This is a genomic window from Proteus cibi (assembly GCF_003144405.1).
Taxonomy (GTDB): Bacteria; Pseudomonadota; Gammaproteobacteria; order Enterobacterales; family Enterobacteriaceae; genus Proteus; species Proteus cibi.
This window is the reverse complement of sequence record NZ_PENW01000007.1, coordinates 39706-63889: the sequence shown is the minus strand read 5'-3', so window position 1 is coordinate 63889 and position 24184 is coordinate 39706. Positions and strand designations below refer to the sequence as shown.

Annotated in this window: 18 protein-coding genes and 1 pseudogene; 5 read left to right on the top strand and 14 right to left on the bottom strand. The window is 38.8% G+C overall.

The annotated features are described in order from the left end of the window. Positions 1 to 103 precede the first annotated feature (103 nt). Entirely contained in the window at positions 104 to 1414 is a 1311-nt protein-coding gene (locus tag DK865_RS02255; protein WP_109391082.1) for an inosine/guanosine kinase, read from the top strand. Positions 1415 to 1544: 130 nt separating this feature from the next. Here DK865_RS02255 and ybaL read toward each other — a convergent pair whose 3' ends face one another. Beyond that, entirely contained in the window at positions 1545 to 3305 is a 1761-nt protein-coding gene (gene ybaL / locus DK865_RS02250; RefSeq protein ID WP_023582629.1) for a YbaL family putative K(+) efflux transporter, read from the bottom strand. A gap of 238 nt (positions 3306 to 3543) precedes the next feature. Then, a pseudogene (locus tag DK865_RS18995) lies at positions 3544 to 3837 on the bottom strand (MFS transporter); the annotation flags it as partial. A gap of 381 nt (positions 3838 to 4218) precedes the next feature. Between DK865_RS18995 and ushA the strand changes: the two are divergent. Then, positions 4219 to 5883, top strand: a complete 1665-nt coding sequence (gene ushA, locus DK865_RS02240; RefSeq protein ID WP_036913736.1) for a bifunctional UDP-sugar hydrolase/5'-nucleotidase UshA — start codon at positions 4219 to 4221, stop codon at positions 5881 to 5883. 121 nt (positions 5884 to 6004) lie between these two features. On the opposite strand, the gene ybaK is transcribed toward ushA, so the two are convergent. The 4 genes from ybaK to copA form a co-directional block, all read right to left on the bottom strand. Further along, on the bottom strand, positions 6005 to 6484 hold the full coding sequence (gene ybaK / locus DK865_RS02235) for a Cys-tRNA(Pro)/Cys-tRNA(Cys) deacylase YbaK (RefSeq protein ID WP_109391080.1): 480 nt from the start codon (positions 6482 to 6484) through the stop codon (positions 6005 to 6007). 34 nt (positions 6485 to 6518) lie between these two features. Beyond that, positions 6519 to 7328: a TraB/GumN family protein gene (locus DK865_RS02230; protein WP_109391079.1), complete on the bottom strand. Its 810-nt coding sequence runs from the start codon at positions 7326 to 7328 to the stop codon at positions 6519 to 6521. A 107-nt stretch (positions 7329 to 7435) separates the two neighbouring features. After that, positions 7436 to 8626 (bottom strand): YadA C-terminal domain-containing protein, encoded by a 1191-nt coding sequence (locus DK865_RS18775; protein ID WP_228407713.1) that lies wholly within the window; start codon positions 8624 to 8626, stop codon positions 7436 to 7438. Between the two features lie 376 nt (positions 8627 to 9002). Further along, a complete protein-coding gene (copA, locus tag DK865_RS02220; RefSeq protein WP_109391078.1) occupies positions 9003 to 11945 on the bottom strand; it encodes a copper-exporting P-type ATPase CopA in 2943 nt (980 codons plus the stop codon). Between the two features lie 131 nt (positions 11946 to 12076). On the opposite strand from copA, the gene cueR reads away from it, so the two are divergent. After that, positions 12077 to 12490, top strand: coding sequence for a Cu(I)-responsive transcriptional regulator (gene cueR / locus DK865_RS02215; RefSeq protein ID WP_036913728.1), 414 nt, complete (start codon positions 12077 to 12079; stop codon positions 12488 to 12490). Here the strand turns inward: cueR and DK865_RS02210 are convergent. The 5 genes from DK865_RS02210 to tesA form a co-directional block, all read right to left on the bottom strand. Continuing rightward, a complete protein-coding gene (locus DK865_RS02210; RefSeq protein ID WP_109391077.1) occupies positions 12444 to 12932 on the bottom strand; it encodes an NfeD family protein in 489 nt (162 codons plus the stop codon). The genes cueR and DK865_RS02210 overlap by 47 nt on opposite strands. 2 nt (positions 12933 to 12934) lie before the next feature. Beyond that, positions 12935 to 13858: an SPFH domain-containing protein gene (locus DK865_RS02205; RefSeq protein WP_006533996.1), complete on the bottom strand. Its 924-nt coding sequence runs from the start codon at positions 13856 to 13858 to the stop codon at positions 12935 to 12937. A 37-nt stretch (positions 13859 to 13895) separates the two neighbouring features. Next, positions 13896 to 14753, bottom strand: a complete 858-nt coding sequence (locus tag DK865_RS02200; RefSeq protein ID WP_023582622.1) for a co-chaperone YbbN — start codon at positions 14751 to 14753, stop codon at positions 13896 to 13898. Positions 14754 to 14837: 84 nt separating this feature from the next. Then, positions 14838 to 15623 carry an SDR family oxidoreductase gene (locus DK865_RS02195; RefSeq protein WP_023582621.1) on the bottom strand — a complete coding sequence of 262 codons (786 nt, stop codon included), beginning with the start codon at positions 15621 to 15623 and terminating at the stop codon, positions 14838 to 14840. Between the two features lie 50 nt (positions 15624 to 15673). Further along, complete coding sequence (gene tesA / locus DK865_RS02190) at positions 15674 to 16303, bottom strand: multifunctional acyl-CoA thioesterase I/protease I/lysophospholipase L1 (RefSeq protein WP_036913724.1); 630 nt, start codon at positions 16301 to 16303, stop codon at positions 15674 to 15676. On the opposite strand from tesA, the gene ybbA reads away from it, so the two are divergent. Beyond that, positions 16274 to 16960, top strand: a complete 687-nt coding sequence (ybbA, locus tag DK865_RS02185) for a putative ABC transporter ATP-binding protein YbbA (RefSeq protein ID WP_023582619.1) — start codon at positions 16274 to 16276, stop codon at positions 16958 to 16960. The genes tesA and ybbA overlap by 30 nt on opposite strands. Beyond that, positions 16957 to 19398 (top strand): putative ABC transporter permease subunit YbbP, encoded by a 2442-nt coding sequence (ybbP, locus tag DK865_RS02180; RefSeq protein WP_109391076.1) that lies wholly within the window; start codon positions 16957 to 16959, stop codon positions 19396 to 19398. The genes ybbA and ybbP overlap by 4 nt, the downstream gene beginning before the upstream one ends. Positions 19399 to 19482: 84 nt before the next feature. On the opposite strand, the gene DK865_RS02175 is transcribed toward ybbP, so the two are convergent. The 3 genes from DK865_RS02175 to DK865_RS02165 form a co-directional block, all read right to left on the bottom strand. After that, positions 19483 to 21645 (bottom strand): ornithine decarboxylase, encoded by a 2163-nt coding sequence (locus tag DK865_RS02175; protein ID WP_109391075.1) that lies wholly within the window; start codon positions 21643 to 21645, stop codon positions 19483 to 19485. A gap of 175 nt (positions 21646 to 21820) precedes the next feature. Further along, positions 21821 to 22846: a mechanosensitive ion channel family protein gene (locus DK865_RS02170; RefSeq protein ID WP_023582616.1), complete on the bottom strand. Its 1026-nt coding sequence runs from the start codon at positions 22844 to 22846 to the stop codon at positions 21821 to 21823. Positions 22847 to 22913: 67 nt separating this feature from the next. Continuing rightward, positions 22914 to 24173 (bottom strand): MFS transporter, encoded by a 1260-nt coding sequence (locus DK865_RS02165; protein ID WP_023582615.1) that lies wholly within the window; start codon positions 24171 to 24173, stop codon positions 22914 to 22916. Positions 24174 to 24184 lie beyond the last annotated feature (11 nt).

Below are 24184 nucleotides of genomic sequence, written 5' to 3'. Positions count from 1 at the left end.
AAATATCTTTAAATAAGTAGGTGTACTGACGTACACCTACTGCCTCTCCGATAATATTGTGTTAACATTGCGCATCTTTTTTAGCTGTGTAGCATCGTTCACAATGAAATTCCCTGGCAAACGAAAATCTAAACACTATTTTCCCGTTAGTTTACGAGATCCTCTATTACAACCCATCATCAATATGACAGAGAGCGAATCCTCTCGTGCCTATATCGTGGGTATTGACCAAACCTTGGTTGATATTGAAGCGAAAGTTGATGAGGAGTTTATTAACCGTTATAACTTGAGTCAGGGACACTCTCTTGTTATTGAAGATGATGTCGCAGAGGCACTTTATCGTGAACTAACAGACAATAATCTGATCACTCACGAATTTGCGGGCGGCACTATTGGTAATACGCTACATAACTACTCTGTATTAGCTGATGACCGTTCTGTGTTATTAGGCACAATGTGTAATAACATTCAGATTGGTAGCTATGCTTATCGTTATTTATGTAACACATCTAGCCGTACTGATCTTAATTACCTCCAAGGTGTTGATGGTGCCATTGGGCGTTGTTTTACGTTGATCACGGAAAATGGTGAGCGCACATTTGCGATTAGCCCGGGTCAAATGAATCAACTTAAACCTGAAAGCATTCCGGAAGAGGTGATTGCAGAAGCTTCCGCATTGGTGCTAACGGCTTACTTAGTTCGCTGTAAACCGGGTGAACCGATGCCATTAGCTACCATGAAAGCGATAGAGTATGCGAAAAAATATGATGTACCTGTTGTTCTCACACTGGGCACAAAATATGTTATTGCCGATGATCCACAATGGTGGCGTGATTTCTTAAAAGAGCACGTTTCTGTTGTCGCAATGAATGAAGATGAAGCTTTTGAATTAACAGGACATGCTGATCCTCTGTTGGCTTCTGATGTTGCTTTAGAATGGGTGGACTTAGTGCTTTGTACTGCGGGGCCTGCTGGGCTTTACATGGGCGGTTATACAGAACACAACTTTAAACGTCAAACCTCTCATCCTTTATTACCGGGTGCGATTGCTGAATTTAATCGTTATGAATTTAGCCGTGCAATGCGTCGTAAAGATTGTGAAGAGCCAGAAAAAGTCTATTCTCATATTGAACCTTATATGGGCGGTCCTGAAAAAATCATGAATACAAATGGTGCGGGTGATGCTGCATTATCTGCATTACTGCATGATATTACCGCGAATAGCTATCATCGCATCAATGTGCCAAATTCAAGTAAGCATCCTCGGACTTATTTAACTTATTCCTCGTTAGCACAAGTATGTAAATATGCTAATCGAGTGAGTTATCAAGTGCTAAGTCAGCATTCTCCACGCTTAACACGCGGTTTACCTGAAAAGGAAGACAGCTTGGAAGAAGCTTATTGGGAACGTTAATTTTTACTGTTTTTCTCAATAAAAATAGAAGCAAATTTTAAGTAATAAAAAACCTATCAACATGATATTGATAGGTTTTTTTGTATTTATTTTTTATTCAATAGACTAGGTCAGTAGAATAATAAATTAGTTACTGCGCGGCATTAGGTGCAATGATTTGTTGACCATTTTCTGGTGTATCATCAATAGCACAACCAAATTCTACTTCTTTAATTAGCATATTTGCCATTGCAGATGCGGTTTGATCTTCATCGATAATGACGTGATTTGCGCCTTTTTCAAGGATAAAAGACGCTTCTTCATCATAGTTAGCCCGCACGATAATATCGTCAAAATGAGCACGAACAATGATATTTAAATCGGGGTTCATACTTCTTGCTGTTTCAGCGATATCGGCTGCTTCATAACCATTAGGTATCGTCAGTAATAAAGATTTAGCACAATCAATACGGGCTAAAGCAAGTGACTCTTTCGTCGATGCATTACCCAGTACGGTGTTTAAACTTTTCTCTTTTAATTCAGTGAATTTATTACGGCTATTTTCGATAATAACTAATGGAATAGATTGAGCTAATAATTTTTCAGTAAGCATGCTTCCTGCGCGTCCATAACCGACAATAATGGCGTGACCACAAATATCAACAGGGACAGGCATCTCTTCTTCCAGCTCTTCTTGTTGTAACTGTTCCACTTCTTCTTTGGTTTCTGTTTTCGCCAGATAACGGTCTAATAAAGAGAACAGAACAGGGTTTAGCATAATAGAGACTAACGCACCGGCTAAAACAAGATTACGAGCATCGGGTTCTAAAACGTTTAGCGCCACACCGAGACCAGCAAGAATAAAGGCAAATTCACCAATTTGAGCAAGACTGGCTGAAATGGTTAAGGCGGTTCGTCGAGAATGTCCAAACATTCGTACCAGGACGAGCGCTGCTGCAGATTTACCAATAATTATGATAGCCAGTGTTGCTAAGATCCCAAGAGGATGTTCAATTAACACCATTGGATCGAACAGCATGCCGACAGACACAAAGAACAGAACAGCAAAGGCATCACGTAACGGTAAAGTATCTTGAGCCGCTCTGTGGCTTAATTCAGACTCGTTAAGCACCATACCGGCAAAGAATGCCCCTAATGCGAAGGAAGCATCGAATAAGGTTACAGCGCCATAAGCGATACCTAAAGCAAGAGCTAATACACATAATGTAAAGAGTTCTCGAGAACCTGTTGCCGCGGTTTTAGATAAAATCCACGGAATAAGCTTTCGACCAACAATCATCATAATTAAGATAAATGCCACCACTTTACCGATAGTGATACCTAAATTAATCATGAGTTGAGAAACATTGGTTTGATCGCTACTTTCCAGCATATTGGCAATAGCTGGGAGTAGTACAAGGGCTAAGACCATTGCTAAGTCTTCAACAATCAGCCAACCAATAGCAATTTGACCTCGTTGGCTATCAATTAGGCCTCTTTCTTCAAGTGCACGTAAAAGAACAACGGTACTTGCTGTTGATAGACACAAACCGAATACAATGCCACTAAATAAACCCCAGCCAAAAAATGCGGATAATCCCAATCCTAATAGTGTTGCCACTGCTATTTGAGCAATAGCACCGGGAATAGCGATAGCTTTGACGGCCATCAGATCTTTTAACGAAAAGTGTAAACCTACACCAAACATTAGCAGAATGACGCCAATTTCAGCGAGCTCAGGGGCGAGAGATGTATCAGCAACAAAGCCAGGAGTAAACGGACCAGCGAGTACACCCGCAGCAAGATATCCTACTAAAGGTGAGATTTTTAGCCGTTGAGCGATCATGCCTAAAATGTAAGCAAGTGCTAACCCACCAACAATGGTGGTAATGAGGGGTGTTGAATGCGGCATCAATTCTCCTTCTTTTTATTAAACTACATGTATCGGGGGGCGAGTAATATAGCAGGCTGATAGTTTAACGTATTCATGCAATAAATTCGCTAAAAATTATTGATTATTTATAAAAATAACAAGTTGATTGAGTTTTTTGATGCAAATGCACTTTTTTATGTTATTTTAATCAGTCTTACCTTTTAAAGTAAGCAGTACCTTGTTATTGGTTCATTTAGATAACAGGGGTGATTACAAGTTATTTGGTTTTATCTACCCCGATATTAGGAAGAAAAAGGGTGAAAACACCGAATATTGGAAGGTAAATGCAAATAGGGTAGACATATTTAATACTCGTCTGCTCGGTAGCATATCCTAAGACCGCAGCACCAATACCTTTCATCCCAAAAATAAGTCCAAAGAAAAGTCCAGAAACCATACTTGTTTTACTCTAAACTCACTCTTGAGCATAAATTAAGATAGCAGAAAATGCTGAAGCCAAGATCACACCCATGAATATGGCTAATTGCTCTGTCCAATCTAGGGCTGTATAACGCGATAGGGTGTAACTAAAGAGACAACGCTAGCGTTATGTATTCAATAGAAAGTATAGTCGTTATTGATGGAGATAAGGTAAAAATAGGGGAAGAAAATCACTGTAGTATTGATCAGTTTGATTTTTTGTCACCGTGTTATTGTTAATCAATTATTTCTATTTTCATTGGTCTAGTTTACATCTATTTGGAGTTGAGTGCTTTTGTGAGAAATAGAGTTTGATTCAGGTCTCAAAAAAACTATCGGATCAATGAAATAATAAAAAAATTATATAACCTACATCATAAAATACAGCAAAAGTATTTAACTTCTGTCTTCTTTTTCTACTGTAGAACCATGGCAGAACCTTCTCAATAAATAATATACATGGGGATATACCATGAGCTTATCTTTTAAATTATCAGCATGCGCATTGACGGTTTCTTTAGCGATGGCGCCTGCGATGTCTCAGGCATGGGAAAAGGATAAAACCTACGAAATTACCATTTTGCATACCAATGATCACCATGGCCATTTTTGGCATAACGATCGTGGAGAATATGGTTTAGCGGCACAAAAAACGGTTGTTGATAATATTCGTGATGAAGTTGCTAAAAAAGGTGGTAGCGTACTGCTGTTATCGGGTGGTGATATCAATACGGGTGTTCCAGAATCTGATTTACAAGATGCAGAGCCTGATTTTAAAGGTATGAATCTTGTGGGCTATGATGCAATGGCACTGGGTAACCATGAATTCGATAATCCATTAGATGTTTTACGTCAACAAGAAAAATGGGCAACATTCCCATTCTTATCTGCGAATATTTATCAAAAAAGTACCGGTGAGCGTTTATTCAAACCTTACACCATTTTTGATAAGCAAGGCGTGAAAATTGCCGTATTAGGTTTAACGACTGATGATACTGTGCGTATTGGTAACCCAGCAAACTTCCCTGATACTGAATTCCGCAAGCCTTCGGATGAAGCTAAAAAAGTCGTAGAAGAACTGCGTACAACAGAAAAACCAGACATTATTATCGCAGCCACTCATATGGGTCACTATGATGATGGTAATCATGGCTCTAACGCGCCAGGTGATGTGGAAATGGCGCGTGCGTTACCAAAAGGTTACCTTGATATGATTGTGGGTGGTCACTCACAAGATCCGGTTTGTATGTCTCAAGAGAATAAAAACTACAAACAAGCGGATTATGTGCCAGGCACACCTTGTGCACCAGATAACCAAAATGGTACATGGATTGTTCAAGCACATGAATGGGGTAAATATGTTGGTCGTGCAGACTTCGAATTCCGTAATGGTGAATTCACGCTAAAACATTACCAATTAATCCCAATCAACTTAAATCAGAAAGTGAAGAAAGACGACGGTACAACTGAACTCGTTTACTACACAGAAGAAATTCCTCATAACCCTGAAATGATGAAATTGCTGACACCTTACCAAGAAAAAGGTGGTGAGCAACTGAATGTTAAAGTGGGTGAGGTTGTTGGTAAATTAGAAGGTGATCGTAGTAAAGTTCGCTTTGTTCAGACCAATATGGCTCGTCTATTATTATCCGCTCAAGCTGAACGTGCGAATGCAGACTTTGCCATTATGAGCGGTGGTGGTGTTCGTGATTCTATTGAATCTGGTGATATCACTTATAAAGACGTTCTGAAAGTTCAACCATTCGCCAACGAGTTGGTTTATGTTGATTTTAAAGGTGAAGAAGTCGAGCCTTATTTGTCAGCAGTTGCCTGTATGAAAGTAGATTCGGGTGCTTATGCTCAATTCTACAATGTTAGCTTAACCGTAGATGCAGACTGTAAAGTTAGCGATGTTAAAATTGCAGGCAAACCATTGGATAAAACGAAGTCTTACCGCATGGCAACACTCAACTTTAACGGTATTGGTGGTGATGGTTATCCTAAGATTGATACACATCCAGGTTATGTCAATACTGGGTTTGTTGATGCTGAAGTCTTAAAAGGTTATATCGAAGCGCATTCTCCATTGAAAGCAGCAGATTTCGAACCTAAAGGCGAAATTGTTTATAAAAAATAAGTTTTACCAATAACGCTTATATAGAAAAAAGGCGACATTAAATGTCGCCTTTTATTTTGGGTTTAAATCACGTTAATTTCTTATTTTGAGGGTGAGCCTTAAAATAAAAAATCATTAATGATTATGACTCTTTACGAATAAGTGCAAATTGAGCGCCTAATACAGCGCCTAAATCTTCGGCTGATAATTCAATATCTAAGCCACGCTTACCGCCAGAAACAAAGATAGTGTTAAATTCAAGTGCTTGTTTATCAATCACTGTTGGTAGGCGTTTTTTCTGACCTAATGGGCTTATTCCCCCCACTAAATAACCGGTGACCTTTTGGGCAATTTGTGGATCTGCCATATCTGCTTTTTTTGCTTTAAAGCACTTAGCAACGAGTTTTAAATCTAACTGACCAGAAACCGGTGTTACTGCAACAGCAAGATTTTTAGCATCACCATTTAAAGAAACTAAGAGTGTTTTGAATACTTGGCGATTATCTAAACCTAATTTTTCAACGGCTTCATCACCAAAATTATGGACATTAGCATCATGCTCATAAGGATGAAGGGTAAATTTGATTTTTTGTTTTTCCAGTAAATTGACAGCGGGAGTCATAGTTATTCCTACTTACACGATGAGAACAATATTTTTATGCTGGGTGCGTTAATAAATCGATCAGATTCTCTTCACCAAATAAATGAAGGGCACCTACCGTCACTACGTAACGACCTGCGGGTAATTTTGATAATATGCTTGCCCATTTTTGGTTACGGCTTTCCATTAAAATATCAAATACAGCTTTACTAAAGGTATTCGGCAAAGGGGGTTGTTTCTCTTTGCTATTATAATTTAACCACCAATTGATCATGATTTGCAATGTACGTGCGTTCTCGTGCCAATTTTTTAGTGTGTCTTCGAGTAATTGCTGACCATCGTCAGGGAAATTCAATAATAATGCGACCTGATCCTCAATGCCTTCAAGTTCAATAATGTTTTTTTTGTACGCATTAGCATATTGGATGACCTGATAATCAATGCCGTATTGCGGTTGCAGTCCGAGTTGCATTGCTTGGGTAGATTGTAAAATCAAAGCAATTTGCCACAGCGGTTTATTTTCAAGTTGATAAAGTGAGAGAGCGAGATCTTCACAATGCTGTGTAATTTGAGAAAAAAGAGGGGTATTTAAGCGTGTTTCTAGTGACGCTCTAAAAAGGGATGCTTGATCAAAAGGCTGAACGTCCGTCGAGATATCGGCTTCAACGATAATCGCCTCAGCATTTTTTATTTCGTTAATGAGTACATTGGAAAGTGGCGACATTGTGGAAACTCCCATATGGATACTTCCCACAAGATGCAAAGAGACATTATTAGGTAGTGTAATATCAACAGCGGGATAAGGGTAATGGATCGTATTTTTTATTCCTATCCAATGTTTGATTTTCTGAAAAATACCCGTCATTGATATGCTCCTTTGAGTGTCGATCACTAAGCCCAGCATAACGGATTTTTAATTGAATGAAACAATGAAAACTAAGCTTTACTTAGCTTTCGCTGTTTTTACGTTATTTACCAGCTTACGCCAACCCCTCCCGCAGAGACCCAGCTATTACTTTCATTCCACGCGGTAGAAGCTCTTACTTTAACATTTTCATTAATTCGGTATTGCATACCCCAAGCAAGTGCCGTGGCGTTACGATAATTACCAATACCGATAGCGGTACTAAATGTGGCGCTATCGGTAAAAGGTAAATTACTCATCGCGGCAACAGAAGCAATACCTTGGTTGGCACGTTTTTCAACTTTGTAAAAACGGTTTTGAGTATCAGATTTAAAGTGCTCAAAGTTATTTTTTAGCGTTTTAAATTCATTTCTTGAGAGTGATTGTTCTGTATAAAGAGTAGCAAAATGACTTTTTAGTGAAATATTATTTCCATTAACATTGAGGTTATCAATATAGTTTTCTTTTATATTATTAATGTTAGTTCTATTTTCTCTTATGTTGTTAGTGTTACGCTCAATATCATGAGTATTTTTATCAATATCAGTTTTATTGTTTTTTATTTTTTTTGCATTATCTTGATGGTTTTCTGATAATCTTTGATTATTATCCGAAACTAAATTTCTAAGTAATGCGTAATCTTGCTTTTGTAACTCACTTATCTGTTCTAGATCTTGTTTTGTATTTTTCTCTAATAAGAATAAAGAGCGATTTTTTGCATTAGTATTATTGATAATTTTATTTGTCCTCTCAGGTGAACCTAGATCACCTAATGATAATAGACTATCTTGAATATTGTAGATCATTGTTTTTTTATGTTGGATTTGATTAATGACCTCTTTATTATTTTCTGTTGTTAATAAGTTTTTTTCTGATAAGTAATTCACTATTCCTATTTTTAAATCGTTATTATCAGGTTGGATTTCAATATAACCATTTTTATTAATAATATTCTTTTGTACAAGGTCAGCCGAATTGGTTAATTTATGAATCCTTAGATATTTTTCTAAATCTTTAACTATACTGCTATTTATTTCAATACCATAAATTTCTTTATTAGTTCCTTTTACTACTCTGATTAAGTTATCATCGACTATTTGATTAAAAAAATCTGATGATGAGTATAGCTCTCTAATTTTAGGTTCTTCATATTCAGAAATGATAAAGTCAGAAGGCGATTTTGAGCTTAATATGTTTGAAAAAGCACAGGATGAGTAAATAATAGATATTGTTGTAATAAAAATACTTTTATATTTCAATTTTAAATCCTTTTAAAATAAAATCGTGTTTTTTTTCTTTGTATATTTTGAATGTTAATTCTCTATTTAATATAAATAAATAGCCATATTATTAGGTTGATTGTTATGTCAATGTTGTATTTATTTTATGAGTGATAAATTTTAATGAAATATTTATAAGATATTGCTATTCTAGCGCTAAGAGGGCGGAGTGATGACTCTCTTGTATAATGAGAAATTCCTCTTTGACTGGCCGATAGAAATGTCGGCTTTTTTTTAACCTTTTGATAATACTAATAATCATCAAAGAAACATTAAAAATAAGATAATAAAAAACCCCTTTTACCGATAAGTAAAAGAGGTTCTAATATAATATATCTTAATCCATTTTTAAGTATTATTGCTTAGGTTTAAATCGTAATAAGCGGTTTGCGTTGCTGACAACCGTGATTGAGGATAGCGCCATTGCTGCACCTGCAACAACAGGGTTTAATAATGTGCCTGTAAATGGATAGAGAATACCTGCTGCTATAGGAATACCTAAGCTGTTATAAACAAAGGCACCAAATAAATTCTGCTTCATATTACGTAGTGTACCTTTTGAGATCTCAACCGCATCAGCGACACCATGCAAACTATGGCGCATTAACGTAATAGCTGCGGTTTCAATTGCAATATCACTCCCTCCCCCCATCGCAATACCGACATCTGCTTTAGCTAATGCAGGGGCATCGTTGATACCATCGCCAATCATTGCAACACAGCGTCCTTCGGCTTGAAGGTCAGTAATGGCTTGGGCTTTGCCTTCAGGCATAACACCCGCGATGACTTGGTCAATACCGGCTTCTTTTGCTATTGCATTTGCTGTAATTGGATTATCCCCGGTTAACATTACTAGGCGGTAACCTTGATGATGTAAACGTTGTAATGCACTTACAGTATCTTCTCTGAGTGGGTCGCGAATAGACAGTAATGCTGCAATTTTGCCGTTGTGTGCTAATAAAACAGGAGTAACACCTTTGGCAGCTTGAGAATCAATCAATGAATTCACTTCACTAATATCAATACCCGATTCGACCATTAATTTAGGGTTACCTAAAAGTACGGTTTTACCATTAATTTCACCACTTAATCCCATACCGGCTAATGTACGAAACTTATTTACTTCAGGTAAATCAATGTCGTGAGCTCGCGTTAAAATGGCTTTCGCTAATGGGTGATTAGAACCATTTTCCAACGATGCCGCCAATGCAAGCGCTTGAGTTTCATCTATTTGATTGAAAGTATGAATGTCGGTGACTTGGGGCAGACCTTCCGTCAGTGTTCCTGTTTTATCAAAGACCAAAGTATCTAGCTTACTCGCTTGTTGTAGTGCATCTGCATCACGGACTAATACACCATATTCAGCCGCTCGACCTACACCTGAAATAATCGACATAGGCGTCGCCAAACCTAAAGCACAAGGGCAAGCAATGATAAGAACGGTAGTGATAATCACCAGTGCATAGGTAATTTGTGGCGATGGACCAAAGAAATACCAAATAGCACCTGCAATAAGAGCGATAACAACGACAATGGGGACAAACACACTTGATATTTTATCAGCGAGCTGTCCTATTTCAGGTTTACTACTTTGTGCTTGGCGAACTAATTTAATAATACGAGCAAGTGTTGTTTTACTTCCTACGGCAGCCGCTTTAAATAGCACTGAACCATCTTGAACCGTTGTGCCCGCATGAATAGTGTCACCCACCGTTTTTTGCTGTGGAATGGGCTCGCCTGTCAGCATTGCCTCATCCATCCACACTTCACCTTGGGTAATTTCACCATCAACGGGGACTTTATCACCTGTTGCTAAGCGTAAAGTCATTCCTTGTTTAACATCAGCGAGTGGCATTTCAACTTCACCATTTGCAGTGATGACTCTCGCTGTTGGTGGTGTTAAATCTAATAGCCGTTCTAGTGCTTTAGATGAACGCTGGCGCGCTCTTTGCTCAAGCATATGGCCCAGATTGATTAAGCCGATAATCATCGCACTGGCTTCATAATAGAGATGTCGAGCTTGAGCTGGGAATACCTCTGGCCATAAGTTCACGGTAATGGAATAGAGCCACGCTGTTCCTGTTCCTAACGCAACGAGAGTATCCATTGTTGCACTGCGGTTTTTTAAACTCTGCCATGCACTACGGTAAAAATGACCACCAGCAACAACCATCACAAACAGCGTTGCAATACCAATGCCTAACCAGATGTTGTGATTAGCTTCTGTAAGCATCATATTGTCGCCGATCATTCCCCATATCATGACAGGGATACCAACAACTAAGGCTAATGCGGCTTGCCAGCGAAAACGTTTCATATTGGCAACAGCAACTTCTTGCTGCCGTTCTCTGCGTTTTATATCGTCTTGAATAATTTCAGCGCCATAACCCGCTTTTTCAATGGCGGTTACGAGTGCATCATGATCGATTTCACCGGTTACTAATGCACTACGTTCAGCAAGATTTACACGCACATTTTCAACACCATCAACAGATTGTAATGCTTTGTGAACCTTGTTTACGCAACTTGCACAGGTCATGCCATCAATTAAAAGTTGAACACTGTTGTCATCATCAGCATCGATTTCAGCGCCATTATCAATATCCGCATTTTCGACTGGAATATCACAAATAGCCGCTGACGATGCTTCCAGTTGTGCATGTGCTTGCGTCAGCGGCTCAGTTTTTGGGAAATCAGTACCTGCTTGTTGTGCTTCAAAACCGGCTTCTGTAATGGCGGTAATTAAGGTCTCAGCAGTTGCAGAACCCGTTACTTTTGCGTGAGTTAATTCAACTTCAGCTGTTTCAACCCCTGTAGTATTTTCTAGCGCTTTTTTTACTGAAGCGACACAATGACCACAATTTAAGCCAGATAGCGTTAAATGAATTGCGTTATCAGTGGGCGCTAACTTTGCTTGAAAACCTTCCGCCGTAATCGCTGCAATTAAAGTATCTGCAGTCGCGCCACCAAAAATTTCAGCTGACTCTTTTGTCACATTAACTGCGACAACACCTTCAACAGCTAATAAGGCTTTTTCAGTTTTACCAACACACTTCATGCAGTTAAGTCCACTTAGGCTTAATTTTACATTGGGTTGTGTTGCAATACTTGCTTCATAGCCTGCATCTTCAATTGTTTTGATTAAGCTTTCCGCAGTTGCATCGCTGTCAATTTTAGCGTATTGAATAGTCACAATCGCCTGCTCTATATCATTGCGAGCATCAAGTGCTTTTTTTACACTGTTCACACAGTGGGAGCATGAGAGTCCTTTCAATGTGAGTATGATAGTTTTTGCCATGTTAATTATCTCCATCATAAAAGCGTTACCTCTATTATTGCGCAATATTCGGTAACTTGCTTTCTTTAAAGGTTTTTTCTTATCGAGATAAAGGCTAAACCTTTCCGCAAGGGGAAGGTCAAGGGGGAATTTTGAATATTAGTGAAATCGCCAGTAAAACCGGATTAACAGCTAAAGCTATTCGGTTTTATGAAGAAAAAGACTTGATAACACCACCAGGAAGAGGTGAAAACGGCTATCGCTATTATCAGGCTCAACATATTGAAGAGTTAACATTATTACGCCAAGCAAGAGAGGTTGGCTTTAGTTTAGAAGAGTGTAGAGCTTTATTGATGTTGTTAAGAAATCCTTCTCGTCATAGTTCTGACGTGAAAGAAGCCACCTTAAAAAAAGTGGCTGAAATTGAGAAAACAATTAATGAGCTTAATGCCATTCGCCAGCGATTACTTTTGTTAGCCAGCGAATGTCCGGGTGATGATGGCGCAGATTGCCCGATCATCAATCATTTGTCAGGGTGTTGTCATCATCAGAAACAGTCGGTTTAAACGCAATCACTTGTAAGGTAATACCATCAATTGCGGTTACCGTTACCTTATCTCCGGCAAGCAATGGCGTGTCTGAATAAACACGCCAACTGCCATCCGCTAATTTTACGCGACTAAAACCATTTTCAGTATTTGATAATAAAACAGCATGAACACCGATCAGTTGATGCGTTTTCTGATTTAAGTTTTCAGCTTCTTTTGATAGTTTTCTGCGTTTAAGCCAAAGGTGCCAAAATACAGCACTAATCACCGTTAAGATCGCAAATAAAATACCTTGAATAGGCCAACTAATAGGCAATATCCATGTGATCAACGATACACATAGAGCCGCCATTCCTGACCATAAAAGGTATCCTGCTGTTCCTAACATTTCTGTAATTAACAGCAAGCCACCAAGACAAAGCCAGAAAAGTGCAGGTTGAGCACTAATCCATTCAATCATAATTAATTGCTCTTGTTGCCAGAATCACTTTTTTTGGTATTGAGTAATTCAGAAATACCGCCAATCGCACCCATAAGATTACTTGCTTCTAATGGCATCATAATCACTTTGCTATTATTAGCTGAGCCAATTTGAGATAACGCATCAGTATATTTTTGAGCAACAAAGTAGTTAATGGCTTGCATATCACCTTTTGCAATGGCCTCAGATACCATTTGTGTTGCCTTGGCTTCTGCTTCTGCCGCACGTTCACGGGCTTCTGCTTGTAAGAATGCAGATTGACGCTCACCTTCAGCCTTAAGTATTTGTCCTTGTTTCTCACCTTCTGCTTTTAATATCGCCGCTTGACGAATACCTTCGGCTTCAAGAATGTCGGCACGTTTAGTACGTTCAGCTTTCATCTGCGCATTCATTGCCGAAATTAATTCTTTTGGTGGGCGGACATCACGAATTTCAATACGGGTAATTTTGATACCCCATGGGTTCGTTGCATCATCAACAATCAGTAAAAGGCGACTGTTGATTTGGTCACGTTGAGAAAGAATTTCATCAAGTTCCATTGAGCCTAATACGGTACGGATATTCGTCAATGTTAAGTTGATAATCGCAAGTTCAAGATTATTAACTTCATATGCCGCTTTTACAGGATCGATGACTTGAATAAAGCAGACTGCATCAATGCTGACGTTGGCGTTATCACGAGAAATAACTTCTTGAGATGGAATATCAAGCACTTGTTCCATCATATTGATACGGCGACCAATACGATCAACAAATGGCACGAGAATTTGAAGTCCAGGAGCTAGAGTTCGGGTGTAACGACCAAAACGTTCGACAGTCCACTGATAACCTTGTGGAACGGTTTTAACACCGCATAAAACTAAAATAATAGCGAATAAGATGATAATACCAATGACTATTTCCATATACCTGTCCTAAGTCTGCTTTAATAAGAAAATGAAATTAATAAAGTAAAGAATACACCATGCGACGATATTTAGACGCCAAATTATCATTAGTACCTAAGGCTGATAGAATATCCATCAGGGTTTTCTTAACTTGCCCATCACCTGCATTGAGATCTTTTTTGATAAAGCTAAATAGCAACTCTAATGCCTCTTCATTACGAGCAACTTCATGTAATTTTAGTGCAAGTTGAATGGCAAGATCGGTATTTTCAGGCTGTTGGTTAAAATCATTTTGTAATTGTTGAATTTCAGGCGTATCAGCAGCCTGTTTTTGTAATTCAATTTGCGCTAACAAACTATGGTAGTAACTGTCTTGATCTTGTAATGGGATAGTAATTAACAGAGTTTGGGCTTCTTCATTTTTATTTAAAGAAATTAAAGCACCCGCCAGAGCAAGCGTAATTTCACTGTTTTTAGGTGCGAGCTGGTGCGCTTCTTTAAGCAGAGGTAAAGCTTCCTCGGTTTTTCCTTCAGAAAGTAATTGCGCCGCTTGTGCTGCTTTTAACTCTTCTGGTTTGGGTAATACATTGGCTAATACTTGGCGAATTGCCTCTTCAGGTTGAGGACCTTGGAAACCATCAACAGGGCGACCTTCTTGCAAAATATAAACTGTTGGAATAGCACGTAGACCAAATTGTGAGGCAATCATTTGTTCAACATCACAATCCAATTTCGCCAAAATAAATTGATCAGCAAATTCGGCAGCTAGTTTATCTAATGTTGCGCCAAGCTCTGCACAATGAGGGCTACGTTCTGAATAGAAATACATCATGACGGGTTTAGTCATGGATTGTTCTATAACTTGTTGAATATTTGATTCATTTACATCAACAATATGTGCAGTTGCTAACATTAACTTGCCCCTTTTTGAGAGTTTTAAATATAGATGCGATTTATAACGCTATTTTATTAATAAGTAAGGGTGAATCCTGAAAAATCAAGCCTTACCACTTTGGCGACTAAGAATAGCATCCATTAAAGTATCAGGTAGAAAACGTTTTAGTATTCTGACGGCGTAAGTTAATAAGGTTACGGGATAACGTATCTTAGGTTTTGGGTTTTCTAAAGCATGAATGAGTTTTTTCACAACATCTTCAGGCGTTAATGTGAAACGACTCGCAATCCCTGGATTTTTTACGGGTTTATCTTTTTCGGCTTGAGCAACATTCTCAGTGAAACAAGTGCGTATTGGACCTGGTTCTATTAAACTCACTTTAACACCTGTATGTGCTATTTCCATTCTTAGCGCATCAGACCATGCTTCTACTGCATATTTACTAGCAGCGTAAGCACCTCGACCGGGTGTTGAAATAATCCCCATGACAGAGCTAGTTTGAATAATTCTGCCTTCACCATGAGGTAACATAGCTGGTAGAAGTAATGTAGTTAGCTGATGTAAACCAAAAAAGTTAGTAGAAAACTGTTTTTCCATTTGTTGGCGAGTAATAGCATCTAATGGGCCATAAACACCAAACCCACCATTATTAAATAATCCATATAAACGACCGTTTGTTAGGCGAATAACTTCTAGTGCCGCATTTTCAACACTTTTTGGATCATCAAGATCAAGATGAATAGGTTCTAATCCCAGCGTTTCCATGCGTTCAAGGTCTTCACCTTTACGGCAAGCAGCAAGAACACGATAGCCTCTTTTCTTTAGTGTTTTTGCTGCACAGAGTCCTATTCCACTGGAACTTCCTGTAATCAATACCGTTTTTTGCATAATTTTACAATTAATCTCGTTTAATCTACGTCAACTACTGTCAGAATAGTCTAACGTGTTAAGTAAGGGGATAATGTTTCATCCATCCACTGCGCGATAAAAGGCTGAGCATCTTCATTGGGGTGTATGCTGTCATTTTGCATCCACTCAGGCTTATCAGCGATTTGCTCCATATAAAACGGAAGCAGAGGAAGCGCATTATCTTCAGCGAGTTTTGGATAGATCGCTGAAAATGATTGTGTATAACGTTTACCATAATTAGGTGAAATCATTATTTGCATAAAAAGTGGCGTTGCACCGGCATCTTTTACTTGTGTAATGATGTTTTGTAATGCCTCTTTTGTTTGTGCAACAGGGTATCCCTGTAAGCCATCATTTGCACCTAATTCAATTAAAACCCAACGTGGTTGATGCTGTTTTAATAAATCAGGAAGCCTATTTTGCCCTTGAAAGGCAGTTTCACCACTAATGCTTGCATTAATAACATTAATTTCAGGGTTGGTCGTTTTCCATTTATCAGCAAGGCGTTGTGGCCATGCACTTTCAATGGGAAGACGATATCCTGCACTCAAGCTGTCACCAAAGATTAAAAAGGTATCAGCAGCAATTGCCTTAAAGCTAAACATCATCATAACGATAAGGAAAAATGTATGTCGACGGAAAAGGTTCTTGAAGTTCATCAGTTAACCAAACAAGTAGGACAAGGTGATAGTCAGATCTCTATATTGCAGGGTGTTGAGTTAGTTGTCGAGTCTGCACAAACAATTGCGTTAATTGGTGAGTCAGGATCGGGAAAATCGACCCTGCTCGGGATCATTGCTGGATTAGATGATGGTAGCTCTGGCAGTGTGCATTTAATGGGGGAAGAACTCACCAAAATGAATGAAGAAGAACGAGCTAAGTTGCGAGCCCAACATGTTGGTTTTGTTTTTCAATCATTTATGTTGATCCCAACATTGAATGCCCTCGAAAATGTGCAGTTGCCCGCATTATTAAAAGGCGAGTCAGAAAAGCACAGTCATGCACGTGCCGTTGATTTACTTAAACTGTTAGGATTAGGTGAACGTTTATACCATATGCCAGCACAACTTTCTGGCGGTGAGCAACAACGTGTTGCATTAGCAAGAGCATTTTGTACTCAGCCTGCTATTCTTTTTGCTGATGAGCCAACAGGGAATCTTGATCGTAAAACAGGCGATAAAATTGCTGACTTGTTGTTCTCTCTTAACCGAGATTATGCAACAACATTGATTTTAGTGACACATGACAACGAGCTGGCTGCTCGTTGCCAAAGACGATTACGATTAGTCGATGGACAACTTAAGGAGGAGTCATGATTTGGCGTTGGTTTTGGCGTGAATGGCGTTCTCCTGCACTATTAATTGTTTGGCTTTCTTTAGCGCTTGCGGTTGCTTGTGTGCTTGCTTTAGGGCGTATAGGTGATCGCATAGATAAAAGCATTTATGCTCAAAGTCGTGATTTAATTGCGGGTGATTTAGTCTTACGAGCGTCTTATCCCGTTGATGAAAACTGGCTTGCAGCGGCGAAAAAAGAAGGGTTAACGCTCAGTCGCCAAATGCAATTTACCACGATGTCTTATGCTCCAGAAGGCGATACGCCACAGCTTGCTTTGGTGAAAGCTGCGGATGAATTATATCCATTGTATGGTGAGTTAGAAACAGAGCCAGCCGGGTTAAAACCGGAAAAAGGAACTGCACTTGTTGGTGCCAGATTACTTGAATTACTGGATATAAAAGTTGGCGACAAAATTGATGTAGGCGATGCCTCATTTACGATTAGTGGTGTATTAATTCAAGAGCCAGACAGTGGATTTAATCCTTTTCAAATCGCCCCTCGTATTTTAATTAGTCTTGATGATGTTGAAGCAACCGGTGCGGTGCAACCCGGAAGTCGCCTGACTTATCGCTATATGTTTGCAGGTAACGAGTCCGTTATTGATAGTTATCAGCAACGCTTCGATCCACTATTAAAACCCGATCAACGTTGGAATAGTTTAAAACAAGATAGTGGAGCACTTTCACAATCAATGGAGCGTGCGAAAAACTTTCTTTTGCTTTCCGCTCTATTAACGTTATTGCTTGCTATATCGGCGGTTGCTGTTTCAATGGCTCATTATTGCCGTAGTCGTCATACCTTAATTGCGGTATTAAAAACGTTAGGTGCAGATAAACGTGCATTGAGAAAGTGGATCGTTGGGCAATGGGGCGTGATCTTGGTTGGCGCTATTATTGTTGGCTCATTAGTAGGGCTGGTTTTTGAGGCAATACTGCTACAAATTTTAGCGCCAGTTTTACCTAAAAGTCTGCCTGAGGCGAGTTTCTTGCCATGGATATGGTCTGTGGGCTCTTTGCTGTTAATCGCGTTATTAACAGGGTTAAGACCTTACTATCAATTAATGGCAACACAACCTTCTCGCGTATTAAGAAGTGATATTACGGCACCCATATGGCCTCTTCGTTATTATTTACCGATAGTAGGCTTAATTATTGTTGGCGCTTTAACGCTTTTTGCGGGAACAGGCGTTTTACTCTGGTCAATTCTATTTGGTGTTGTTGTTATTGCTTTTTTACTTGGAATAATTGGCTGGTTAGGATTATGGGTATTAAAACAATTTACATTCAGCCAGCTCAGTGCACGCTTAGCCGTCACTCGTTTATTACGACAACCTTTTCAAACGATGACTCAGCTTGCAGCTTTTGCGCTTTCATTTATGTTGTTAACGCTTTTAGTCCTTATTCAAGGTGATTTACTCGATAAATGGCAAAAGCAATTACCAGAAGATAGCCCTAACTATTTTCTAATCAATATGTCTGCACCTCAAGTTCAAGAAATTAATACTTTATTGGCAAAGTATCATGTTGAACCTACGGATGCATTCCCTGTGGTATTAGCACGTTTAACACAAATTAATGAGCATAATGCTAAAGAGTGGGCAGATAAGCGTGATGCAGGTAATAACACCGTTCGCCGAGAGCTTAACTTAACGTGGCATAGCGAATTGCCAAAAGATAACGTGATTATTGAGGGTACATGGCCACCTATAGGGAATGGCGTTTCACTTGATCAAGGTGTTGCTGAACAACTCGATATTAAGTTGGGTGATGAATTAACATTTGTGGGGGATACTCGTGAGTTTAAGTCCATTGTTACGAGTATTCGTCATGTTGATTGGGAAAACATGCGCCCTAATTTCTTCTTTATTTTCTCAGAAGAAGGGTTAAGTAATCAGCCAGAAAAATGGATGAGTAGTTTTTATTACAATGGCGAGGGCGGGTTAATTACGGCACTTAATCGGCAATTTCCAACGGTAAGTGTATTAGATACAGGTGCATTAATTCAGCAAGTTCAACAGATCTTACAACAAGTCAGTCGAGCCTTGGAAATTATGGTTGGATTGGTCATGATCTGCGGTGCGTTATTGTTAGTTGCTCAAATTCAGGTAGGAATGACACAACGACGCATTGAGCTGGTGGTGTATCGAACATTAGGCGCCAGTAAATCATTATTAAGACGGACTCTTTGGGCTGAATTTGCATTATTAGGTTTAATGGCGGGATTAGCTGCGGCGATTGGTGCTGAAGTCGCATTAAGCTTATTACAAATATCGGTGTTTAATTTTCCTTGGCAACCTCAATGGGGAATGTGGATCACTGTACCTATTGTTGCGGCATTATTACTTTCATTATGTGGCAGTATCTTAGGCGTTAGGTTATTGCAAGATAAAGGGCAGTATCGACGAATTCAAGGCGAATAGTTGAAATAAATAAGGCTTATAAATAGCGTTAAATAAAAATGCTGATGTCATGAAACATCAGCATTCTTTTATGGGAAAAGATAATTATTCTTTTATAACATAAGCATAAAGTTGCTTGCTACCATCATCTTCATCGTAAATATAAACCCCTTGGAGTTCAGTGGAAAAGCCAGGAAGCTGATTAATAGTGACTTCAAGCGCCTGAAAATAACGTAAAACAGCACCACCCCAAATTTCGCCAGGTACAGCACATAAAACACCCGGTGGGTAAGGTAAAGCACCTTCAGCGGCAATTCGACCGGCTAATTTATTTAAAGGTAACAATTCAACATTACCACGAACAAACTCAATATTAGCTTGTTGCGGGCTTAGTGCTCGCTTAGGAAAATGGCTTTTTCTAAACATCTGTTTTTGCAGTAACTTGATATTGTATCTGACACAAATATCATGCATTTCCTGACAGAGTTGTCGTAATGTATAACCCCGATAACGAGATGGATAGTGACGACACACAGAAGGCAGTATTTGTTCTAATGGCACATCTTCAACTAACTGTTTTTCAAATTGAACAATCAAAGAGATTAAGCGATCAAACTTCGCTTGATGCTCTGCGGGAGTCAGCAAAAACAAGATCGAATTGAGATCGCTTTTTTCAGGGATAACACCGTGCTCACGTAGATAATTTGCCAAAATAGAGGCAGGTACACCAAAAGATCCATATTCCCCTGTATGAGGATCGATTCCCGGCGTTGTCAGCATTAATTTGCAAGGATCAACAAAGTATTGATGGGTGGTGTAACCTTCAAATGAATGCCAACGATCATTAGGAATAAAATTGAAAAAACGCTGATCGTGGGCAATTTCATCTGTGTCGTGATCTTGCCAAGCTATTCCATCAACGACGTCAGGAATAAATGGCTTAATAAACTGGCACTGTTTTAATAATGATTTACGAGCTTCAATGCCTTGCTTTACGCAACTCATCCACATGGCTTCACCACTTTTGCCTGAGTGCATTTTTGCATTGACATCAAGAGCCGCAAAAAGGGGATAAAATGGGCTGGTGGAGGCATGCATCATAAACGCATTATTCATACGTTTATGATTAACATAACGTGATTGCCCTTTAAGGTGAGCATCTTTTTTATGTATCTGAGAGGTTTGTGAAAATCCCGCTAATTGCTTATGAACGGATTGAGTAACGAGAATACCGGGATCGTCTTCATTCAGTGTTAGTAACAAAGGCGAACATTGTTTCATCATTGGAATGAATTGTTCATAACCCACCCATGCAGAATCAAATAAAATGTAATCACAAAGATGACCAATTTTATCGACAACTTGCCTTGCGTTGTAAATCGTACCGTCATAAGTGCCTAGTTGAATAACCGCTAAACGGAAAGGGCGTTTAGCGAATTGGCGTTCTGGTGCAATTTCTGCAATTTGTTGGCGTAAATAGTGTTCTTCAAAGCAATGAGCATCGATACCACCAATAAAACCAAAGGGATTGCGGGCTGTCTCTAAATAAACAGGTGTTGCCCCTGCTTGAATTAAAGCACCATGATGATTGGATTTATGGTTATTTCTATCAAACAGCACTAAATCATTTGGTGCCAATAAGGCATTTAAGGCAACTTTATTAGAAGAGGAGGTTCCATTTAAAACAAAGTAGGTTTTATCGGCATTAAACACTTGCGCTGCAAAAGTTTGGGCATCATAAGGCGCTCCTTCATGAATAAGTAAATCACCCATTTCCACATCAGCATTACAGAGATCAGCGCGAAATAGATTCTCACCAAAATATTGATAAAACTGTTCGCCAACAGGATGACGACGGAAAAAATCACCGCCTTGATGACCTGGGCAATCAAAAGCGACGTTTTTTTCGGCAACATAATTCACTAAGCGTGAAAAAAAGGGGGTTGCCAGACTCTCTTCATATTGCTGTGCTGCTTTATTAATTAACGTACTATTTTTTTGATGTGCACTTTTATCCGTAATCACAATTCCTGAAACTTGATTAAGTAATTCAGCACTGATTGTATTATTAAGATTAACAGCAATAAATACAGGAAGTTGGAAGCCTGTTTGATGAATGCGATCTAATTCGCCAGACTCAATATCTGACAACGACAACACTACTGCGGATACTTGCGTTAAATTTGCATCAACAAGATCAACAATCGGACGTTCACAATAAAAATAGTGTGAAAGAGTAGGGTGACACGCCAACTTCATTTTTTTCATTATACTCGCGTTTTTATCAATAGAAGAATTGGCGAACAATATACTTGGTTGTGAATGTGATTGAAATAAATTAAACGACGAGTAAGGTGATTTATGCATTTTAACTGCATAAACACCATTTTAATGCGCGAGTAAATGGATAAGTCTATGAGAAAATAAACTTATCCACTTTCTATTATTGGGTAATTGGAGACGGTTTTTCGATATAGACTGTTTGAGATGGAAAGGCAAAATCGGCACCATGTTTATGCACAATTTCAATGATCTTTAAATAGACTTCTTGCTGAGCCTCAAGCCACTGTGCCCATACCGTTGTTTTGGTAAAACAATACACCATGATATTGAGTGAAGAGTCGGCAAATTGATTAAAATAGACTAATAATGTTTGTTGCGTATCGATTTTGTCATTTTGCATTAGCATAGTGCGAATATCTTCAACGATAACACTCATTTTATCGGAATCCTCATAACGTAAGCCAATTTCAGTTTGGATACGTCTATTCGTCATTCTTCCCGGATTTTCCACACTGATTGAGGAAAAAATGGAGTTGGGAATATAAAGTGGTCGATGATCAAAAGTAATGATTTTAGTAATACGCCAGCCAATTTCGACTACGGTACCTTCAATATTACGGTCAGGAGAACGCACCCAATCACCAATATTAAAAGGACGATCGAAATAGAGCATCACACCGGAAAAAAGATTACTTAATACATCTTTACTTGCCATGCCAATGGCGATACCACCTAATCCTCCAAATGTCATTAAGCCGGATAAGCTCATACCAAAATGCTCACCAAACAATAAAACAATAATGACAAATAACGTGATTTTGAATATACGCGAAATAATACGAGCAGAAGTAGGATCACTGCCTTTTTTAATTTGAGCTTTTTCTAACCGGTTAATCAGTAAGAAAAATTTTCTCATTAAAATTAATGCAATGCCGATATAGGTGAAAAAATTAATCATCCTAAATGAGATAAAATGGAGATTAAAATCGACCACAGCCATTTCACAATATTGGCTTAAGATAAACACTAGACTACAAAGCAAGATAGCTTGGCTGATATGAATAATAATATTTCTGCGACGTTTTTTCTTTTTGTCATGAAAAAGAGATACGATGACAAAACCAACAAAACAGGCTAAAGCTATGCCAACACCTATTGAGTATTTTATTATTAATGCATCATTCATCAGCTTAACGTCTCCTTAGAAAATGCGTTTTTATAATACGAAACTCGCTATCTTGCTTATTTGATGGCTATTTTTCTTGCTCACTGGCATGCTGAAATTTAGGGTAAACCGGTGGTTTCATAAACAGAGTGACCGCTAAAATCAGCAAAACAGGTAGGGTTAAAATCAAGAATGCAGGTGTAAAACTACCTGAAATATCTTTGATTGCCCCAGCAAAGAATGGTGCTAAACAAGCTAGAGTTGAAATTAAATTCATTACAGAAAATAGCTCAAGGTAAGGGGAACGACCAAAATAATTAGCAAGTAATATACTTGATGCTAAGAACGTCATGCCATAACCAATACCGACACACACCGTAAATAAGATTAGGTAAAACCAAGAATTAGCCATACTTAGCGCGAGTAACCCAATGATAATAATACTTAAACTTGCGATAAGTAATTTTTTAGGTTCTAACCATTCACCAATAGCGCCACCGGCTAAGCGTGAAAAAGCATTGATAAATGCCATACTACTTAATAGTGTCGCGGCAATAGTTTCACCAAAACCATTTTCAATAATATGTGCAACAGCAAAGCTATTGACCGTGATCCCACACCATAAAAAAGCCGTATAAGTCGCAGCAATAACATAAAATTGCCATGTTCTTAAAGCATGACGAGCTGTCCAAATCTCTTTTGTTTGATAGATACGTTTTGTGGTTTGAAGTTGGCTAATTTTTTTTGCGTGTTCTTGCTCTTTACTGCCTTCGCGTAAAAATAAAAGGGTGATAAGCGTAACAATGGTAAGTGTGACCGCTGAAATAAGCCAATGCATTCGCCATGTATGCCAAAAGTGGGTTGCCAAAAAGTAGATCCAAGGCCCGGCAACACCCCCTAATCCACCAATCGTAAAATAGACGCCAAAGGCAAAGGACTGTTTTTCAAATAAGCGGGAAATAACATAAGTACCGGGTACGGTAGCCAATAGCGTAAAACCAATGCCTAACAGTGCAGTACCCAAAAAATAACGCGTAATGGTGTATGTTTCATAAAGAAAATAAAAACCACTGACAAAAATACTCAATCCAATCAGTAGTGTAAGACGAACACTTAATTTACGGATCAGTAAGGTAGGTAAAAAACTTGCAAGGCCACAGGTTAACCCTAATAACGTAAAGCCAAGCCCTGCTTGAGTCCAGTTCCACTCTAGTTCATTTATCATACTAGGAAGAACAACCCCTAAAGAGGTAAATGTGGTTGCGGTAGCTAAAAAATACACAAAGCCCAATAATATCAGCATACTCCACTGATAAACGGGCCCAAAAACCTGTTGCGTGACTTGCATCCTGACTCCAA

Excerpts from the sequence above, each read along its gene's own strand:
- DK865_RS02255 (WP_109391082.1), top strand. The coding sequence starts at position 104 with ATGAAATTCCCTGGCAAACGAAAATCTAAACACTATTTTCCCGTTAGT.
- ybaL (WP_023582629.1), bottom strand. The coding sequence starts at position 3,305 with ATGCCGCATTCAACACCCCTCATTACCACCATTGTTGGTGGGTTAGCA.
- ushA (WP_036913736.1), top strand. The coding sequence starts at position 4,219 with ATGAGCTTATCTTTTAAATTATCAGCATGCGCATTGACGGTTTCTTTA.
- ybaK (WP_109391080.1), bottom strand. The coding sequence starts at position 6,484 with ATGACTCCCGCTGTCAATTTACTGGAAAAACAAAAAATCAAATTTACC.
- DK865_RS02230 (WP_109391079.1), bottom strand. The coding sequence starts at position 7,328 with ATGACGGGTATTTTTCAGAAAATCAAACATTGGATAGGAATAAAAAAT.
- copA (WP_109391078.1), bottom strand. The coding sequence starts at position 11,945 with ATGGCAAAAACTATCATACTCACATTGAAAGGACTCTCATGCTCCCAC.
- DK865_RS02210 (WP_109391077.1), bottom strand. The coding sequence starts at position 12,932 with ATGATTGAATGGATTAGTGCTCAACCTGCACTTTTCTGGCTTTGTCTT.
- DK865_RS02205 (WP_006533996.1), bottom strand. The coding sequence starts at position 13,858 with ATGGAAATAGTCATTGGTATTATCATCTTATTCGCTATTATTTTAGTT.
- DK865_RS02200 (WP_023582622.1), bottom strand. The coding sequence starts at position 14,753 with ATGTTAGCAACTGCACATATTGTTGATGTAAATGAATCAAATATTCAA.
- DK865_RS02195 (WP_023582621.1), bottom strand. The coding sequence starts at position 15,623 with ATGCAAAAAACGGTATTGATTACAGGAAGTTCCAGTGGAATAGGACTC.
- ybbA (WP_023582619.1), top strand. The coding sequence starts at position 16,274 with ATGTCGACGGAAAAGGTTCTTGAAGTTCATCAGTTAACCAAACAAGTA.
- tesA (WP_036913724.1), bottom strand. The coding sequence starts at position 16,303 with ATGAACTTCAAGAACCTTTTCCGTCGACATACATTTTTCCTTATCGTT.
- ybbP (WP_109391076.1), top strand. The coding sequence starts at position 16,957 with ATGATTTGGCGTTGGTTTTGGCGTGAATGGCGTTCTCCTGCACTATTA.
- DK865_RS02175 (WP_109391075.1), bottom strand. The coding sequence starts at position 21,645 with ATGAAAAAAATGAAGTTGGCGTGTCACCCTACTCTTTCACACTATTTT.
- DK865_RS02170 (WP_023582616.1), bottom strand. The coding sequence starts at position 22,846 with ATGAATGATGCATTAATAATAAAATACTCAATAGGTGTTGGCATAGCT.
- DK865_RS02165 (WP_023582615.1), bottom strand. The coding sequence starts at position 24,173 with ATGCAAGTCACGCAACAGGTTTTTGGGCCCGTTTATCAGTGGAGTATG.